Below are 20,226 nucleotides of genomic sequence, written 5' to 3' on the forward strand. Positions count from 1 at the left end.
TGTAATGGTCAAGTATTTCTGGAGAGATTTTAAGCCGCTTTTTTTAACTCATTATATTTCTGATGTGGCGTCTTATAATCTATTGCCGAATGTCTGCGTTTGTAATTGTAGAACTGAATATATTGCTCAACCACGCTCACTACTGCGCTGTGATTGGTAAAAGCTAAACGGTTTAATCTTTCAGTCTTTAAACTCCTAAAAAATCGTTCCATCACCGCATTATCCCAACAATTTCCTCTACGACTCATACTTTGTTCAATGCCTAAGTGCTTTAGCTTTTCTCTGAACACCTTAGCTGAGTACTGACAACCCTGGTCTGAGTGAAACATCAACTCCTGTGTATTTGGCCTCTGACGTTGTATCGCGTTATTTAATGCCGCTGTCGCTAACGCTGCATTGGGTTGGCTTGATAAGGCATACCCAACGATTTCTTTGGTCCCTAAATCAAGTACACAGGCTAAATAACTCCACCCCTGATGTGATTTTATATAGGTAATATCACCCACCCAATGGGTATTATAAGTCGTAGGGTTAAACTGTCGTCTAAGCAAATTAGGTGCGTAAACTTGCTCCTCACCTTGATTTGGATAGTAATGCTTTTTCTTTGGCTTAATCGCTATTAATCCCAATTTTTTCATTACGCTAGCTATGGCGTAAACCCCAACCTTACAATTTAAATCTAATAAATCAGCCTGTATTCGACGTTTGCCATACGTCGAGTGTGACTCAGAGAAAGCTTGCTCTATCAATTGTATCTGAGCCTGTTTTTCAACGCTTTTTGGGATCGGTTTGTAATAGAGACTACTACAACTGATCTCGAATACTCGGCATAATTCACTCATTTTAAAGCCTGGGTTTGCTTTCTTTACTTCGCGCATCATTTTAAGTTTTGATTGTCTCGAATGAAGAAAGCTGCAGCCTTTTTTAAGATATCATTATCCCTCATGGCTTGTTTTAGTTGGGCTTCTAGAAGCTGTATTCTTCGTTGTTCTTCAGTTAATGCTTTGACATTTTTCGGTGTTTTACCGGCTAATTCAGCCTGGTACTGCACTTTCCATCTAGACACCGCAGATTTACCTGCACCTGACATATCTTCAATTTGCTTGTTCGTGTAACCCTGTTCGACCATCAGCTTGGCATATTCTAATTTTTGAAGAGGGCTGACAGTGATTTTAGTTTTTCTAATCATAATAAATACCTTTAAGATTTTGCTTATTTTAAGCTATAAATCTCTACAGTTTCATTAGACCATTACACATGCAGGGTATGCCTAAAGGTCTGAGTTTGCCGTTTTTCTTGGGGATGTAGATACGCCTGAGCGGTTTGGCATGATAGCCTTTTCGACTCAGTTGATTCACCGCAGTCATACAACGAGCATCAGTGTTCCAAATGATGCCGTCAATTCCTGGTGTTTTGCTGCCTTTATTTTGAGAAACTCTTTTAACAGCAAGCAATTTTGCTGATGTAGAGTGGGTGAGTATCCACTGCAATGCTTTCGACTTACCGTGTTTACCTTCTCGGGTTGCTTTTGCAATGCGCATTTGAAGCTTTAATACATGTTGCTTAACAGCCTTCCAGTTAATGGATTGCCATTGAGTGCTGTCAGAAGAGGCACTAACTTCGTTTGAAGCCATCATTTGCGTTTCTCCTTGAATAAAGTTCTTCAAATCATCTTGCAACGGGAGACCAGCTAGAAGTCAGCTCGCTTTCGCGCCAGATAACAACCTGTATCCATATCATTACAATGCGGCATTTGCTTTTTCTAGCCTCCTTTACCTGCATTACTATCGGCAGTCTTCGCAGACCACTTTCCCAAAGGGAGCAATACAGGCTTACCCTGTTCCGTATGTCACGCAACGTCAGGTTAGATGCCCACTATAGTGCGGAGAGCGTATCGATCACGAAAGAATACTGGACAATTTCTTTCCAACTCTCATTGCCATTTTGGCCACAGCGTATAAACCACTTCCGCTGTTTCTCGTATAACGCACCTTACATGGATTCACTTACGTTCATCATACTGACACCCTAGCACTTACCCGATTTGTGGTTATCAGGAAGAACATCCTCTCACGATTCTGTTCCCATTCGGCAAAAGCCGAATATCGTTACATTGTCAGACTCGCTGCTTTATTCAGAGTCTTAGGGGCACCTGGTGATACAGATGGTTCACTCTTATCGCGGTGAACAGCGCTTCATACGACCTCAGGTCGCACGTCCAAAAACGAGTTAGTTGATTATCTTTTATCATGTTCTTGTATAGATTTTACCTCCAGACAACCATGAAGTTAAATCGAAGATAGTTAAATTACAGGTGCAGATGAGTCAGTGAGTATCCAAAACAGGGACGTTTTGGTTAAGCCCACATGGAGGTGCTTGTGGCGTCTCACTTAATCATCTGCACATAAGTCTGCGGCAGGCAATTAACAACAATGAACAAAAAGTTTAGCTAAAGCCTAGTAAGTACGAATTAAGGGAATAATTATTTAGCACTACTCTCCCCACAATTAGCCCCACAATTAGCCCCACAATCTCCATGCGAGTCCTGATGCGCGGGATGTGGCTTGTTTGCTGGCTTTTTCAAATATCATGTTAGTGCCTAAACAATAGAAATGGTTCTTTGCGCGGGTGATGGCGGTGTAAAGCAGTTCTTTACTGAGTAACTGCCATTGGGCTGGGCTGGGCTTATGGGGTAATACAAAGCTGACCTTATCAAACTCGCTGCCTTGGCTCTTATGTACTGTCATGGCATAGCAAGTGTCGTGGCTCGGTAAGCGTGCCGGTAATACTTTGAGCAAGCTGCCATCGGCCATCACAAAGTGGGCCATTAAGCGACTCGGCTTAGTGCTGTCTTGCAAGATTAAGCCAATATCGCCATTAAATAAGCCTAAGTTGTAATCGTTACTTTGAATAATGATTGGTCGACCTAAATAGAATTCATGGTGTGGATTAATCAGTTTGGTCTGTTTAAGGCTGTCGGTGATGGCGATATTCATGCCCTCAACACCAAACTCACCGGCGCGCATGGCGCACAACACCCGATAGTGATTGAAGCTGTCGATGATGGTTTGTTCTGAATGGGGCAATGTTATGACACTGTCTTGTACATCCGCTTGATCCAACATCGTCTGCTGATTTATCCTTTGCTGATTTTCTTGCACCAAACTTAGATACTCACCATAAGCTTGTACCGATAAGGTCAATAACGCTTGTTTGCCGCTGTTATCGCCCAGGGCGTTATGTTGATGCTCAAACCAGTTTAATTCGGCATGTTTTTGTAGCCATACTTGGCGGATTGCACTGACATTGGATTGATTGACCGCACTCGCTAACAGCCCAATACCCGCATCGCCTTTAAAACGATGGCTGTGCATCAGCATGCATAAACTGTCACCCATTTTTGGCAGTGGATCAATAAACTGACTGACATCTTGTTGGGTTAATTGCCCAATTAACTTGGCCTGCTCGGCGCTGTAGCGCATTGACCACTGTGATGTGTTTGCTTGGCTAGACTGTTTTAGGCCAACACAAATATCCGCCAGTACTGCGCCTGCTTCTACCGAGGCTAATTGGTCTTGATCACCTAATAATATCAAACGGCCATGAGACGGTAGGGCGCTGAGTAATTTATACATCATAGGTAAGTCGACCATTGATGCCTCATCGACAACCAATAAATCTAACCGCAGTGGATTATGTTGATAATGCCTAAATTGATGCGAGTTGGGGATCACCCCCAATAGTCGATGCAATGTTGAGGCTTCTTCAGGAATTTGTTTTAGCGAATCGATTAATATTTTCGCCAATGCTGGGTCGCTGACTTGGGTTAGCTCTTGCAGTAAACGCTGTTTAGACGCCTTGATAGACTCACTCAATCTTGCTGCCGCTTTACCTGTGGGCGCGACCAAACGAATTGTTAGCGCCGATTGGGTCAACAGTAACAATAATAATTTAGTCACTGTGGTGGTTTTACCAGTTCCTGGGCCGCCAGTGATCACCGCTAATGCCTTGGCTAATGCGGTGGCAGTGGCAATTTTTTGCCAGTTAAACTGCTTGTTATCGCTGTCTTCTGCGGCAAATAAGCACTCGATAAGTTGCGGCAGGTTGGTGTGAGTTAACTCGTTTTCAATCGGTTGATGGGCCAGTTGGGTTAACTTAGCGGCGACTTGAGTTTCAAAGAAATGGTACTTGTTTAAATATAAGCGCCCATGCTCAAAAATCATCGGGGTGTTATCGCCCGGCTGACCCACAGCGTCGAATAAACAAATTTGATCAATCAATTGTTGATGGTTGAGTTTGATAGAGCAATTGATCTCAGCATGACGATAGCTGTCTTCTGCCATCGGATTGGCTAAATCAATTTGATCGATGACTAAACAACTGTGCTGATTAGACAATTGCTGACTGAGCAAGGCGCAAATGAGTAAAAATAGCTGCGATTGTGCTTCGGTGATGCTTGGATCGTTATTGATAGTTTCAATATTGGCCAGCTCTAAAGCAAAATGCCGATCGAGCGCGGTAATGAGTCGCTGCTGTTGCCAAAGCTGGAGTAACTGTGTGATCGGGTGGCTGAGCATTAACATGATGACGTCTCCGGTGCACGATTGTCGGTCTGACCTGAAAATAAGCGGTCGAGTTGTTCGATTAATGCTTGCGGTGGTTTGTCATAAAACACCCCCGCACCTGGGTGCTGTGGATGCATACCGCGCAAAAACAGATAATAACAGCCGCCAATATGCTGCTGATAATGGTAGCCCGGTAATCTGAGCGACAAGTAGCGATGCAGCGCCAAGGTATAGAGGATGTATTGTAAGTTGTAGCGATGACTATCAATGGCTTTAGCCATAGCCGAGTGAGTGTAATCGCTATATTTATCACCCAAATGATTAGACTTGTAATCGGCGATAAAGAATTGACCTTGGTGTTCAAAGGTTAAATCGATAAAGCCTTTTAGCATGCCTTTTAAGGTGTCAAAGTCGAGTCCGCCGACATAACCGTGTTGCTGCAAAAGGTGATTTAATTTTGATGCTTGTAAGGTTGAAATCGGCAAGTAAAACTCCATTTCGACCATTTTTTGCTGCATGCCTAATTGGCTCAATGTCACCGCCGAAGTGGGTTGAGCTTGGCTATTATCTATAGCAGACAGTGACGCATCCTCTGACGCTGACGCGGTAATTAATGGCGCGGAAAACGATGGCGGAATAAATAGCGGTGCGGTTAATATTTGCTGATACCAAGTGGTTAACGGATCATGCCAAAGGGTTTCATCAAAACCATATTGTTTCATGGCTTTAGCCAGTGCTGGTGGCAGTTCGCTGTCGGCTTGGGTGAAATCAAATAGTTCTAACACTAGATGCATAAAACTACCGGCATTGGCGCCACGCTCGAAACTAAAGCGATCCAGTACCGGTTCGGTGATAACGTCATCTTGCAACTGTAATTGGATTAACTCGTCACTGAAATCTTCATCATCGGCGCCGGGCGCGACTCTTTCATGTGGCAGGTGTTTGACTAAGCCTGAATAACTGCCCACCCGCCAAGCTAAGCTCTTTGCGCGATTCACTTTTTTGGCCATTAAGGCGTCATTATTATCATTGATATCTGCGAGTACTGAATCGTCAATATCGCTGGTTAAACATTGCACACTCATCGCCGGTAAGGTCGCAATCGCATTCACTCTGGCTTGAATAAGGGCAAAGTCAGTTTTCTTGTCGGTAATACCTAATAAATAACCGATACCGGTTTCATGCAACTGGCTGCTGATCCCAGCCTTTAACTGGCGGCTTTGGTTGGCAATATACACATAACACACGTAAACCGGTCGTGTTAACGCCACATACAGCAGGCGTAAATCTTCGGCGAGGGTTTCTTGTTTCAGTTGCTCCCAGCCTTCGTCGGTGGCGTCGACATCCCAAATAAGCTGCTCATTTTTATGGTACATCATAGGTGCTGGGCGTTTTTTATTGCCACGGGCTAAGCTGACAAACGGCACAAAGCACACTGGATACTCTAGGCCCTTACTCTTATGAATGGTGACAATTTGCACCAAGTTCTGTTCACTTTCTAAGCGTAGTTGCTGCTCATCACCACCATTGTTACCAATCAGTTGTTGCTCGTACCAGTTAATAAGCGCGCTGCTGCCATCGAGTTCAGTGGCTTTTTGCTGCAGTAATTCGGCTAAATGCCTAAAGTCGGTTAAGCGTCTTTCACCCGATGCTTTTAAATCTGCTGCGTTGTCTTCATCAGCATCATTGAAGTTACTGTCAATGCTAGTGTAATGGTCATCAACATCGATGGCCTCGGAGGTTAATGATTGCGACAAATAGCGGTGGATCAGTTGGGTTTCGCTGGCAAAGTTAAGCAGCGCTGGCATTACGCCGCGCTGTTGCCACAACTGATGCCAATGTAGAAATTGATCTAATACGTGCTGACGTTGCTCTTCATTCTGATTAAATTGATGAATGCGTTGGGCATTAAAACCGACCAGTTCGGTGGCGAGTGCGGCGCGGATAGCGCGTTCATCTTTGGGCGTGGCTAATGCGTACAGTAGAATCGCCATTTCACGGGCTTCAATGGTGTTAAATACACTGTCCCGGCTTAAAAATACTGCGCCAATTTTACGGGCTGATAACGCGGCTTTCATTATTGCGGCTTCATTACGGTCGCGCACTAATATAGCAATATCTTTAGCGATTAACGGCTCGCCTGGACGATCTAGGCTTGCATGGACTTTACATAACCCTTGTTGTGCTTCGGTGAGTAAGCGCTTTATTTCACTGGCCGCATCAGCGGCTAAGCGCTGCCTTGCGGTGGTTTTATTTAGGCCGTTAACATCGTCTTCTGCTAATAAGCGGATCCGTAGTGCTGCGGGATTTGGCTTAGCTTCGCTAAGGTGTTTATTGGCCGCCGATGAGGGTGTTTTGACACTATCATAAGGAATGGCTTGGCTAATAAAAGGATCGTCATGTTGGCTGAATAACTGATTAACCCCATTAACTAACTGAGTCGATGAGCGGTAATTAGTATCAAGATTATAATGCGCTTGAGTTTGTTGGCGCGCGGCAATATAGGTATAAATGTCAGCGCCACGAAAAGCATAAATAGCCTGTTTGGGATCGCCAATCATTAATAAGCTTAAGTGACCTTTAGGCGTATCATTTTGTTGAGCCTTAGCAGATGTATCTGGGGTTAACTCAAGTTGTGAGGCTAACGGCTGCTGATACACCTGATTGAAAATAGTAAATTGCAGTGGATCGGTGTCTTGGAATTCATCAATTAACGCCACCGGAAACCGCTTAGCAATGGCATGGGCGAGGGTGATTGGATTTTGGCTTAGCGCCATGGCTAAGCTGAGCAACAAATCATCTGGGGTCATTAAGTTGCGTTGCTGTTTTTGGCCGGCAAAACGCTGACGTATTCCCTCACGGGCACGCACTAAAAACGACGGGATCAGCTCGTTAATCAGTTCCAGTAAACGCTCAATATGATCCAGTAATGGCGCTTCAGTTGCCGTCGGGATCACGCCACCTTTGTTGAGCTTTAGCTCGGACAATGCTAACTGTTCAAGCGCTTTTAATGGCGGTAATCCCTGGCCAAATTTAACCCAGTTAGTCACGCTGTCAAACAGTTGGCTAAGCTTAGGGTAGCCGTCGGCGGCTTTACCAAAACGTTGGCCGTTTAAGGGTAACGATTGTAATAATTCCAGCGTGTTGTCGTGCAGGCTTTGCCAAAGTAAGGTAAAGCGGCTGATGCTTTGGCTTAGCTGTTGTTGCAGTTTTTCAAAGGCTGGTGGTTGTTTTGATAGCACAGCTTGGCTGGCACCTAATAATGGTCGCAGCTTTTGGGCTAAAACATCGGGTTCTGCAAACACATCACTAATGGCTTGGGCCAAAAAGGGTGGCAATGGATAACAGACTTCACGCCAGAAATCGCGCACCGCATGGTGTAAAAACTCACTGTCATCGAGAGTAAACTCTGACTCAAATAACAATGATGATTCAAATGCCATGTCGGACAACACCCGTTGGCAAAAGGCATGAATGGTGAAAATAGCCGCTTCATCTAACGACTTTAAGGCTAAATCTAAGCGTCTTAAGGCTATTGGGCGCTCAGCCTCTGAGGTGTCTTGGTAAAGTTGTTCAATAAAGTCATCATTAACGGCTAAGCCTAAAAAACGCTTAAACGCTAAGTTAATCCGTTTGCGAATACGGTCTCGCAGCTCTTCGGTTGCGGCGTTGGTGAAGGTGACTACCAAAATTTGCTCACAACTTAACGGCGATTGCTCACCGTGACCGAGTAACAAGCGTAAATATAAACCTGAAATAGTATAGGTTTTGCCGGTCCCCGCACTGGCTTCAATTAAGCTGGAGCCGGAAAAAGGTAAGGTGAGGGCATTTAGCGGTGCGACGTTAATAGGCTCCATTATTGCGCTCCTTGTTGGGCTGCGCTGGAAATGAATTGCGCTTGAATGTCTACCGCTGTGCCACTGACAAAGGGTTCTAATTCCGCCAGTTTATCTTTGTGATATTGGCTTAACATGGGCTGCAGTAATTGGTTGGCTAACGCGCCAAATGTCGCTTCACCAAAGTCGTCTGGGAAATGAAATAACCGCTGGTTATGTGGATCGTGACCTTCACCAAATTTATTTTGGCCATCATCCCATTTTTGCTGGGCTTTGAGCAGCTTTTCATCATGATCGCCTTCGGTTTCAACATAGGTAAAAGCTGTTTTAGGCATAAAACACAAGGGTTGAGCTTGGCCTTGAATAAAACCAGTGATAAAGCGCATCAATTGCGCTTTGGCTTGCTCGGCAGTAATTGGTGCAAAGGCATGAAAATGACCAATGTCGAGTAGGTAACTAAATTGATTTTTACCTAAGCCCGACGTTGACGAATTGGCCATAGCATTGATGCACAAATGGCGTAAGTATACTCGAATAAAATCCCGTCCGTGGGCGGTGCCTGGGCGGTAATTAACTAAACCTTTAGGCAAAATATCGTCAATACGCCCGACAAGATTCACTCGCACCTTTGGTGCATGCTCTTGTGCTGGTAAATCCTGCACCAGTAGATCAAAGTTAACATCCACATGTAAAGTGTGCATGGCTTGTTGATCTTGTAAAAATTGTACCCGATTAATCAATGGCGATATATCGCGTAAATATTGGCTGATTAACAAGTCGTCAAACGGCGCCATCGGCAGTTCACCACTGGTTTTGAGCTTGCTGAGCAACTCATTATCAGGGCTGTCGAGTTGGTGTTCAATGGCATTGTCGAGCATTCTTGATTGCAGTAAATAGCGCTCGAGTGCATTTAAGCTAAAGGGTTCGTCGTTGTCATCGGCTTGAATATTGAGCGACAAATCCACTTTTAAACTGCGGTTAAAGAAAAATTGCGCCGGATTACGATAAAAACGGATTAATGACGATAACTCAAGCTCGACCACTTTAATCCCTTCACTATTGATTTGAGTGTGGGCAAATACCTCATCGGCTTGTTCGACCGATAAAGGTAATGCTTGCTGGAAAAAGTGATTATTGATGGTCGCATTGGCTGGTGGCGGGCACCATTGGGCATTAAAACTGTGTTGTAATTTGCTTAAGCTATCGACAGCTTGTTGTGTGTCGCGAAACAGTTTAGCGTCAAAAGGTTGTAATGGTTGTGCTTGAATGAGCTGGGTTAATACGGCTTTGTCGGCGTCATCAAGGTTGATATCAGCTTGCTGTTCAAGCTGCTGCACCATTTTTTGCGGCAGGTAGCTTAGTTGGCAATATTCCACTAACTCAGAGACTAACATCGACGCAATACGCTCAGCGTTATCGCGTTCACTGTGGCCAATATAACTAATATACAGTTGCTCTCTGGCTGACAATAACGCCTCTAAAAACAGGTATCGGTCGTCTAATCGGCGCGAACGGTCACCTTTTTTAGGGCCAAAATGGGCCATTAAATCAAACCCGACAGGATGTTGTACCCGTGGATAGACGCCGTCATTCATGCCCAGCAAACACACCACCTTAAAGGGAATAGAGCGCATGGGCATTAAAGTACAAAAATTGACGCTGCCGGCAAGATAACGTTGGCCGACTCGGGATTCTGTTAAGCGTTGATTAAACCATTGTTTCAACACTTCGATATTCACTTGGCCTTGATGACCGGCACTGTCAAGTTCGGTGTCGAGGGTAACCAAGGCGTCGCGAATGGCTTGAATCTGCTCGCGTTCATCATCGTCTGTGTCGTAACAATCGGCTAGTAACTGCTGTAATTGCTCGAGGCGTTCAGTTGTACTGAAGTCGCTGGCAAATAACGTAAAATAGCGGTCAATGGTTTCTAAAAAGTTGAGCAGTTTACCTAATGCCTGTGATGACTGACCTTCAATGCCTTGTACCATTAAGGTGTCGCGGTAAATGTCGGCCTCGTCGTTAAAGGCGTAACCTAGGATTAAACGCTTAATGCCAAATGCCCATGAGTTTTGTGTAAAAGGTTGCACGCCTAATTGGCTGCGCGTTTGTTCACTGCGCCCCCAACGCACATTGGCATCATCTAACCAGCGGCGGATCAATGACAATTCGTCATCATCGAGTTGGAAGCGGCGCAAAATGGCCGGCACTTCTAAAATACCGATAATGTCCGTTAGGCCAAAGCGACTTTGATTGATGTTTAACAGGCTTAAAAAGCTATTAATTAATGGTGACTCTTGCGCCGCGCCTCGGTCGGCAATGGCATAGGGAATATAGTAGTCGCCTTTTTGCGGGTTTTTATCGGCAAAATACTGACTGTTGGCGGTGCCAAATACCGCATCAATATAAGGCGCGTAAGCGGCCACATCGGGCATCATGATCACGATATCTTTCGGGGTTAATTCACTGTTGTTAGACAGTAACGCTAAAAGGTGATCATGTAAGGTTTCTACTTCTCGCAGGGCACTGTGGCAACTGCGCAGCGTAATCGAATCATCGCTGGGTAATAATTCACGGCGAGCATGAATATCTTGGTATAAATCTGCATTTGGCCCTAATGGCTGGCCAAGAGTTTCCATTTGTAGGATATCGTATTGCACCCCGTGCAGCAGGTTGTTGGGCTCGGGTTCCACATAACAATCGTAACCAAAGTCGGTATGTTCTGGCGGTAGGCCAAGCATTAAATCGAGCAGTTCACGGCCCATTTGACCATTATTGGCCAATATCGGGTTACCCACTTCTAGCTTGTCTTCCCAGTCTTGGTCGAGTTGTTTTTTGTTGGCGTATTGCAGTGCCATGCGAGCGCGGGTTTTGGGTTCAATAATGTCGCCCCAATAATGCTGGCAAGGGCTGAGTGATAACATAATAACGTCAATACGACTGGCCAAGTGGTACAAGACATCCAGCGTTTGCGGCGGCATGGAGGAAATACCAAACACGTATAATCGTGCGGGTAGCATGGATAAGTCAGTGTCTGGATTGGCTAAGGTTGCGATTAAGTCGGCATGCAAATTGGCGCGATGATAATGGCTGGCGTGTAAATGGTGTTGGTTATAGTCGATTAATGCCCGCCACAGGATCGGTTGCCATTGTTGGTTTTCATCTAATGTAAGGCGATTGTCTAGGCTCGATAATGGCTGGTTTTGCTCCCACGCTAAAATCCACTCGGGGCGATAGACTAAGTATTGGTCAAAAATATCGGCAATACGGCCACACAATTGAAACAGCTTAATCGCGTCATGTGACTGATTGAGTTGCAATAAGGCGTGGGTATTTGCTGTATGAACATCGGTATCAGTATTCGCGTCTACACCTACATCTGTATCAGCAACATCAGTTGATGCATCTATTGTGGTATCTACTTGCGGTGATAAGTATTGTTTTAGCGGACTAAAATCAGGGTTATCTAACAGACTGGGTAATAAGTCCATCAATTTCCACGTCATGGCGGCTTTGGTAAAGGCGTTATCTTTTGGCACATTAGGCAGCAAGTCATGGCACAACTGCCAGGTAAAACTTGATGGCAAAGGGAACGATAATGCGGCAGCGATACCATTGTGTTTAGCAATCTCTAAGCGTAGCCAAGTCGACATTCCCGGGCTTTGTACTAACACATGCTCACTGGCTAATAAACTGACGTTATCTAAGGGAATGGCCAATAGTTTGGCCAGTTGTTCAGATAACACTTCCATCTGATTAGATTGAATTAAAGTAAGCATGGGCAACCCGCTAATTTGAGATTAATTCATTCTATGGACTCTGTCTGAATTCATCAATCAAAACCGTTAATAATCAGAATGATTGCTGATGTTGTGCCCAACATCAGCGGCGCAGAAGTCGCAGCCGTAATCGACGGTATAACTGCTTAAATTGTTGCTGCCGTTGCTGTGCTTGTTGCACCGTGAGCGGTTGGTATTTAAGTGCCACAAAGGCATTGCTCAAGGCAGTAAAGTCAGAGGCTATCTGAGGTGATAGGGCGCTTAAATGTGCGTTAACCGCTGCGGCGTAATCAGACGAGGCTTGGCCTTGTTGGCGGGCGATGCCTTTTTGAGCTAAGCGCTGACAAATGATCTGATAACGTTTATTAAGCGGGTCTTGTTGGCGGTCAACATTGAATAACCCCGCGTAGTAAGCAATCATCAGCGCGATGATCATAAAGCTGAAAATCATCAATAAAGCGATTTTACTGCTACTCACATCACCCAATAATCTTGCTAACACTTGCTGTTTTCGTTGTTCGTCAAAGCCTAGCACCCACACGCTCCAATAATAATCGACACTGGCAAGCTGTTGACGCAACTCGTTTAACCATGGGTATTGCTTCATGTGCAGAGAACTAAAAGGACTGTCTTGTAAGTAGCTGCTTTGGCTGTCAAAAGTGGCATCAAAACCATCGAGTATCCGTTGCGGTGCGATCATCGCGGTAGGATCAAAGCGTTGCCAACCTAGGCCTTCAAACCAGACTTCGGTCCAAGCATGGGCCATGTATTGATAAACGCTATAGTAACCCGCTTTAGCATTGTACTCGCCGCCTTGATAACCCGTTACCATCCTGGTTGGAATACCACTGGCACGCGCCATAAATACCATTGCAGAGGCGTAATGGGCACAAAATCCGGCCCGGTTTTCAAACATAAAATCATCTATTTGCTGCCCACCGACACTGGGTGGACTTAACGTGTAGTAATAGGCTTGCACGGAAAAGTAATTCATCATGGCATTGATGCGCGCCTGTGGGTCGGGATAATCTTTGGCAAATTGTAAGCCGAGTTTGCGCGTTTTCGGGTTGCTATTGGACGGCAACGTGAGGTTTATCAGTTTGGTATTGCGGTCGAGTTTGGGGTCCATAATGAGATCTGGATATGACGTCACCCGATAGCTCATACGTTGATCGACAGGTCTTAATGAAAACAAACGATAATCCGCTAATTCAACCACGAGATCATTTTGGCTAAACGCTTCATCTAAACCATACAACCATTTTTGATGACTGGGTTCGCTAATGACCACGTAGTTAATTTTCCTACTCATATCATTAGCGCTAGGTGCTTGACGTTCGGGCTGTTGAAAATAGGCCTGATGCTGTACCTGCTGAATACTGGGGTCTTGGCGCCAGGTTTTGCCATCATAATTTTCCATCACCAAGGTGCGCCAGTAGAGATCTTTATTGGCCGGACCTAAGGTACTGCCGTCTGGGTTTTCAAAACCGGCTCGAAAAGCTAATTCAGCAGAGCGGGTTAACTTGCTAATGTCACCAAAGGATACTTCATCGGATAAACCCGTTGTGGCGGCTTTCATGTTCGGTACTAACCACAGTGGGCTTAATCGTGGAAATACCACAAATAGTAAGATGGCTAATGGCAAACTCTGCAGCACCAATTTAAGGCTAAAACTGAGGTTGGCGGCTTTATTCGACTTATCTTGGTAAACACTGATTAACACCCCGGTATTGAGTACTGTTACCGCCAACAAGTGCAAGGTATTAAGCATGCTTTGCTGATCAAGCAAGGTCAGCGCGATTAGAAAATAGCCCACTAAGACAATGGCTTTAACGTCTCGGAGTTCCCGCATTTCAATGTATTTTAACGCATAACCTAGGATTAATAAGTTAACCAGCGCATTGAGTAACCCTATTTCACTGGACACCAATGCGAGGGTAATGGCGGCGCCAATAGCTAAGGAGGTCACCAGTATTTTGGGTGGTGCGGCCACTTTACCGAGAAAAATCCCGACTCGCCAAATAAAACAAATGGCACAAATGCCAAGACTCCATAACGTAGCTTGTTCATGCAAGGGACTGAGGATGGCGACATTGGTGATTAATAACCAAAATAAGGTATTACGACTAATAATAGTATCAAAGTTATCGGTCATAATGGCTCACCTACTGACGAGTTTGTCACATGACTTGGACTAAAATCTGGATTCATATTCGCGGGTAAATGATAAGTCCCAATGGCTGTTTGGCAGGCCACTCGGTGTGCTTCGCCTGTTTGCTGGTTGATGATATGTTCATCCAGTATTAAGCCAAATATTTGTTGGGATTGGCTTAGCTTATCGACTTGCCATGCTAATTTACTGAGCTTGTGTTCAATGTTATTCCCCGACGTATTGGCTAATGTTAACCACACAGGTAGCCCTTCAGGTTCAGCAAATTCTTTGGTTAACATCCCTTTGTCTTGAGCCCATTGTTTCCACGCGACTTGTTTGAGTGATTCGCCTGGAATATAGCTGCGTAAGCCTTTGTAGTCGTCAACGCCTGGATGCAATTTGCCGTGTTCATATTGTGTGTCATTGTCGCTGATGTGGCTTGCCAGTTTGATATCACACACTTCTGGTTTGGCGAAAATAACATGATGAATGTCTAAGTCGACATAGGACCAGGCGCGGCATAATCCTAACGGGAAGTACGATGAGACTTTGATCCGTCCCGGATTTAATCGACCGCGTTTGGTGTGTTCAAACACTACGGTTGCAATGGTTTGTTCTTGCATTCTCTTCACGCGAGCATGGCGCTGATGGCTAAATTGCAAGCAAATCTGCTGGTGGGTGGTATCGGGATTATCTTGTCGAGTATGGCCGGTTAACATGATCGGGAATGGCATACTGTCATCAGCGTAGGCATGTGGCGGCGTGACGGCCTTGAAGGTTAATCCTGCTAAATTTTTGTAACTGTAAATAATGCAGGTATGGAACACACTGGCGAGTAATAAGCTTAAGCCAATCACTAAGTTGTTTTGATAATTGGTGCCAAATAAATACAGTAAGACGATCAATCCAAGCCAAAACAGACCAAAACCACTGGGTAAGATAAAAATGCCTTTATGGCTGAGGGTAACTTGTTTTTGCGGTGGCAGACGTTTACTTATCCATCTTGACCAGCGTTGTGTCAACCATGAGGGTGTTAGGCGACTTAATCGAGATGGCTTGAACGCGCCACTAGCATCATGTGGTGAAGCATGCTTTTTTGCTGTTGTCGATTTAGCCATGAGAGCCAGTACCGTTAACGTATGGGGTTGACGCTGGCGAGTATGGTGTCAGACAAAGCTTGGCCTTGAAATTGACTACTGCTGCGAATGCGATGTTCGGCAACCGAGGCAAATACCGCCTGAATATCTTCGGGTACCACGTACTGGCGCTGATGAATAAAGGCCCATGCTTTGGCTGCTTGTAATAGGGCAATACTGGCTCGTGGCGATAAACCGTTGGCGGTATTGTGTTGACGAGAAAAATCCACCAAGGCAATTAAATAATTAAGTACCGCATCAGAAGCTGACACTTGGGCCACTTGTTGTTGCAACAGCATCAGCTCTTGCGGGGTTAAACATTGTGATAATGATGCCGGTTTACTGGCTTGGGTGTGCGACTTTAACATGGCTAACTCGGCTTCGGCGCTGGGATAGCCGATGGAGATCCGCATCATAAACCGGTCAAGTTGCGACTCGGGTAAAGGGAAAGTACCCGCTTGATCAACCGGATTTTGGGTCGCAATAACAAAAAACGGTGAGCTTAGTGGGTGGGTGATCCCATCAATGGTAATTTGTTGTTCTGCCATGGCTTCGAGTAAAGCACTTTGGGTTTTAGGGCTAGCGCGGTTAATTTCATCAGCCAGTAACATTCGATTAAACACCGGGCCTTTGTGAAATATAAACTGTTGTTGCTCTTTACTGTAGATGGATACTCCAAGAATATCAGCAGGTAACATATCACTGGTAAATTGGATCCGCTGATAACTCATGCCTAAACTGCTGGCAATGCCTTGGGATAAACTGGTTTTACCCATGCCAGGTAAATCTTCAATCAGTAAGTGACCTTTGGCGAGGATACAAGCGACGGCAAGTTTGATTTGCTCAGGTTTACCTAGCAAAACTTGGCTCAGTTGATTGAGTAATGTTTGGATATTTGATTGCGACACGAAAACTCCAACTTTTAGTCATGAACCATTATCGGTTGATTATTGATTATCGATTACTGTATCTAGTGATGGTTTGTCGTTATCGCTTAGCGTTATGGTTTGTCGTTACCGGATCAGCATAAGCGTAATGGGTTAAATCGCAAATGATTATCAACAATTATTGAGTCAGCAGAGAATGGTGATCATACGTTACCCCTGCGACTTGTGTTAAGTAATAATAGCCGCCACGTTGTGGCGGCTATTATTACTAACGACGAGTAAACTGGTCATTATTAATAACGATGGCTGAACTCTTTTGAGCTAAACATCCCCAAACTTGGATTATCTTTGTGTTGAAAAATCATTCTGTAACTGAGCACCGCTTGCACATATTCACGGGTTTCAGTGTATGGAATTGTTTCAATAAAGCTCATCACATCTAAGCTTCCTTTAGAGACTTTTAACCAGCGTCGAACACTCCCGGGACCGGCATTATAAGCTGCCGTTGCGAGCACCCTATTTTGATCAAACTGTTTAAGTAATTCACTGTAATACGCACTGCCCAACATAATGTTCACTTTAGGGTCGTACAGGTCTTTTATGCCATTAAATCGTATTTTGTTCTTTGTAGCGGTTTGCTTGGCGGTGGCGGGCATTAATTGCATTAACCCCCTGGCACCCACACCTGAAGTCGCATAAGGATAGAATGCACTTTCTCGACGAGAAATCGCCCGGATCTCGTCAATGTTTACCGTGAACTTTTTACTGGCTTTGACAAATTCATCATTGGCGGCTTTAGGAAAACGTAAGGCTAATGAATTCCATAATTGCCCTTGAATGCTCGATTCGACACTAAAAGCATGCCAGCCGTTATTTAAGGCCAATAGGCCATATTGTGCCTTCATTTCGCTGTTGTGGCGGCGCATTAAATAGAGCCATTCGTTACGGGCATCAATCTGTTTATCTAAGGCCATTAATTCAATCACGCGAGCAAGCCCTGGGTCTTGGTGTAACCTGGCTTGCAACTCGGGGTTGGGTGCCAAATTATCATCATTCATCGCCAGAGGTTTACCTAAGGCTTCAGCGGCATTAAAACCGTAAAAATTACGTTGGCCACTTAAGCTTGACTGTAATTTTATCGCCGCTGTTTTGTCGTGGCGAGAGGTCATCTTAGCTTGCCAATATTGCCAGCGCGGATCGGCTTTACCTTGATCGCTCAGCAAGGCTAAATACTTCTCTACGGTAGTAAAGTCTTGCTCACCAATGGCCCAACGTAAGCGAATTTCGTATAGGTCATCAGATTTAATTAAGGGCAGCATGGTATCAATGTGTGACACCAGTTTTTCATCTTGCTTAATTAATGCTCGGCGGACTAAATAGCGATTAAGTTGGCGCCCTTCAACGTCGGTGAAACGATTGGTTTTTTGGTATTTAACATATAATTTAATCGCTTGATGTAAATCTTTGAGTGCCAGTTTACGCAATCCGGCATCGACAATATCACCTATGATCGGTTTAGAACTGGCAAATTTTTTCATATGACGCAAACGATTGGGATCGCGATAAACAGACAATAATAACTTGGCTTCGTCATCATGTTGGGTGACTTTTTGCGATAAATAACTCAGCAAACTAGATTGCCCTGCATTAAAACTCAGCAGCATACGGGCCCAGAGGAGTTCTTGTGTGCGGTAGCCCGCTTTAGTCCATTGGTTAATCACGGCATCACATTCTTTTGGACGTGAGTAACCATGAACCCATAAACGTTCTATCCCCTTGTATGCCATAGTGTTATTACCTGCATCAAGTTGTGCTTGGTAATAATAACACTGTAGACGTACATCATTAGGCGTGTCTGGGGATATCACCAGAAAGTCTTGCCAATGTTGTTTGTTCCCCGCATGGAGCAGGTATCGATAACGGGCGTTATTGTATAACGGGGTGGTATCAAATTGGTTAATTGAATTCAGTGCCGTTTGCCCAGAAGATCGCACTATGCTATCGATATTAGCGTGGTAATCGAGGTAAACCGTTAACGGATAATCGGCTAATTTTTGACGTAATGCTTGATACTTGTCGAGTTGATTGTTATCCAGTGCTTGACGAGCATCGAGATAGTTTTGCTGTTGCGATGTCAATGCATGAGCTTGGCCGAAAAAGGCCAATGATGTACAGAGTAATAATGCGCCAGTAATAAAAGTGTTTGCCCAAGTGTTACGCATTTAAATGTGAATCTCCGCCTCAGTATTTCATTTGCTACTGAGTGTTTGTGATAAGTGTTTGCGTTAAGAGTTTGTTGTACGTGTTTTGTCACTATTAGGCTTGTTGATTAAATAAAGATTAATAATTACTCCTGCTAGCCGTTAAATATTTTGTTGATGGGTTTCGGCTGACTCATCTAGTGCACGGTTAAGCAATTGTTTGTCTAACTGTTTGCTGGTGTCGACTCCAAATTGCTGCATCTGATGCGCTTGTCTAATGACATTGCCTTTGCCTGACGATAATTTTGCCATGGCACTTTGATAGCTTTTATCTGCCGTATCTAAGGCGCGACCGAGCTTTTCCATATCTTCAAGATAACCACATAATTTGTCATAAATGCGGCTTGCTTGCTTGGCAATATTTTGTGCATTTTGATTTTGATATTCATAACGCCATATATTATTGATAGTGCGTAAGGCCACCAGTAAATTGGTAGGACTGACGAGCATAATATTTTGTTCAAGCGCGAAATTGACTAAGCTTGGATCGTATTCAATGGCCAGTAAAAAGGCGGGCTCAATTGGGATAAACATAAGCACATAGTCCAAACTCTTGAGGCCGTGCAGCTTATGATAATCTTTTTGGCTTAGGCCTTTAATGTGCTGCCTAATCGACAGTGCGTGTTCTTTTATGGCTTGATCTCGAATGTCTTTATCTTCGCTATTAAAGTAACGTTCATAGCTGACTAGCGACATTTTTGCATCGATCACCACGTCTTTTTGCTCGGGTAAATGCACGATAACATCGGGTTTAAAGCGCTTACCATTGTCGTCTTTTAAATCTTGTTGTGTTTGGTACTCATGGCCTTCGCGCAAACCACTTTCTTGTAATACGCGATCTAAAATGACTTCGCCCCAATTACCTTGCTGCTTGTTGTCACCTTTAAGTGCATTAGTCAGGTTAATGGCGTCTTGGCTCATTTTTAAATTAAGATCACGTAAATTATCTAATTGATGTTTTAACGCGCTACGTTCAGATTGTTCATGAGTATATGACTCTTGAATTTGACGTCTGAAGCCTTCTAATTGCTGCTTTAACGGCCCGATTACGCCGTCTATTTGTGAGACATTTTGTTGTTTAAAGCTTTCACTGCGCTCTTCAAAAATTCGATTGGCCAGGTTTTCAAATTGCAGTTTAAGGCGCTCTTCTGCTGACTCGAGTAGAACAATTTTATCTTGTAATGACTTTTGCTCTGTTTCTGCTTTGACCAAAATGGTTTGTTGCACAGCGTTCGACTTGGCTAAATTGAGTTGGGATTCCATTAAACGATGCTGGCTATCGACCATTTGTTGCTCGACGACATTAACCCGATCGGCTTTGGTTTCTGCGCGAGACAGCTGAGCAATCAGTTCTTCTATCTTATGTTGCAGATGATTACTGTGATCGATTTTATCATCGAGTTTATCTTGTAACCTCGACATCTCAATATGCACTTCATTAAGTTGTTGAAGTGTTTGTTGTTCATGTTGAAGTTTTAGCTGCTCCCATCGTTTACGAGTTAATCGTTGATTGATGAGGGCGCCAATTAAAAAGGCAAGGAACGCGACAGCAATCAGAGCTGCAATTTGAGGGGGAGTTAACGACACTGCAAAAGGCATAACAATAACCGATA

General features: G+C 44.4%; 9 protein-coding genes and 1 pseudogene. All 10 read right to left on the minus strand.

What is annotated here, in order from left to right; translation table 11 throughout:
- Positions 1-29: 29 nt before the first annotated feature.
- The 10 genes and pseudogenes from EGC80_RS13245 to rmuC all read right to left on the minus strand — a co-directional run bounded on the left by EGC80_RS13245 (position 30) and on the right by rmuC (position 20,212).
- Positions 30-1,189, minus strand: a protein-coding gene (locus EGC80_RS13245) for an IS3 family transposase (protein ID WP_407695556.1) whose coding sequence is annotated in 2 segments (ribosomal slippage) — positions 30-916 and positions 916-1,189 — 1,161 coding nt in all. Because the reading frame shifts where the segments join, the coding sequence is not laid out codon by codon here.
- 67 nt (positions 1,190-1,256) lie between these two features.
- Positions 1,257-1,637 (minus strand): annotated as a pseudogene (locus tag EGC80_RS13250) (reverse transcriptase N-terminal domain-containing protein); the annotation flags it as partial.
- Between the two features lie 882 nt (positions 1,638-2,519).
- Positions 2,520-4,583: an exodeoxyribonuclease V subunit alpha gene (gene recD / locus EGC80_RS13255; protein WP_124014200.1), complete on the minus strand. Its 2,064-nt coding sequence runs from the start codon at positions 4,581-4,583 to the stop codon at positions 2,520-2,522.
- Entirely contained in the window at positions 4,577-8,422 is a 3,846-nt protein-coding gene (locus tag EGC80_RS13260; RefSeq protein ID WP_124014199.1) for a UvrD-helicase domain-containing protein, read from the minus strand. Before EGC80_RS13260 ends, recD begins: the two co-directional genes overlap by 7 nt.
- Entirely contained in the window at positions 8,422-12,177 is a 3,756-nt protein-coding gene (gene recC, locus EGC80_RS13265) for an exodeoxyribonuclease V subunit gamma (RefSeq protein WP_124014198.1), read from the minus strand. Before recC ends, EGC80_RS13260 begins: the two co-directional genes overlap by 1 nt.
- A gap of 103 nt (positions 12,178-12,280) precedes the next feature.
- A complete protein-coding gene (locus tag EGC80_RS13270; protein WP_124014197.1) occupies positions 12,281-14,332 on the minus strand; it encodes a transglutaminase TgpA family protein in 2,052 nt (683 codons plus the stop codon).
- On the minus strand, positions 14,329-15,447 hold the full coding sequence (locus EGC80_RS13275; protein WP_124014196.1) for a DUF58 domain-containing protein: 1,119 nt from the start codon (positions 15,445-15,447) through the stop codon (positions 14,329-14,331). Before EGC80_RS13275 ends, EGC80_RS13270 begins: the two co-directional genes overlap by 4 nt.
- Positions 15,448-15,461: 14 nt before the next feature.
- The gene (locus tag EGC80_RS13280) at positions 15,462-16,373 is read right to left on the minus strand and encodes an AAA family ATPase (protein ID WP_124014195.1); all 912 of its coding nucleotides are present in this window, start codon (positions 16,371-16,373) and stop codon (positions 15,462-15,464) included.
- A gap of 272 nt (positions 16,374-16,645) precedes the next feature.
- On the minus strand, positions 16,646-18,574 hold the full coding sequence (locus EGC80_RS13285; RefSeq protein ID WP_124014194.1) for a transglycosylase SLT domain-containing protein: 1,929 nt from the start codon (positions 18,572-18,574) through the stop codon (positions 16,646-16,648).
- Positions 18,575-18,715: 141 nt separating this feature from the next.
- Complete coding sequence (gene rmuC / locus EGC80_RS13290) at positions 18,716-20,212, minus strand: DNA recombination protein RmuC (protein ID WP_124014193.1); 1,497 nt, start codon at positions 20,210-20,212, stop codon at positions 18,716-18,718.
- Between the last annotated feature and the right edge of the window lie 14 nt (positions 20,213-20,226).

Source organism: Shewanella psychromarinicola (assembly GCF_003855155.1).
GTDB lineage: Bacteria > Pseudomonadota > Gammaproteobacteria > Enterobacterales > Shewanellaceae > Shewanella > Shewanella psychromarinicola.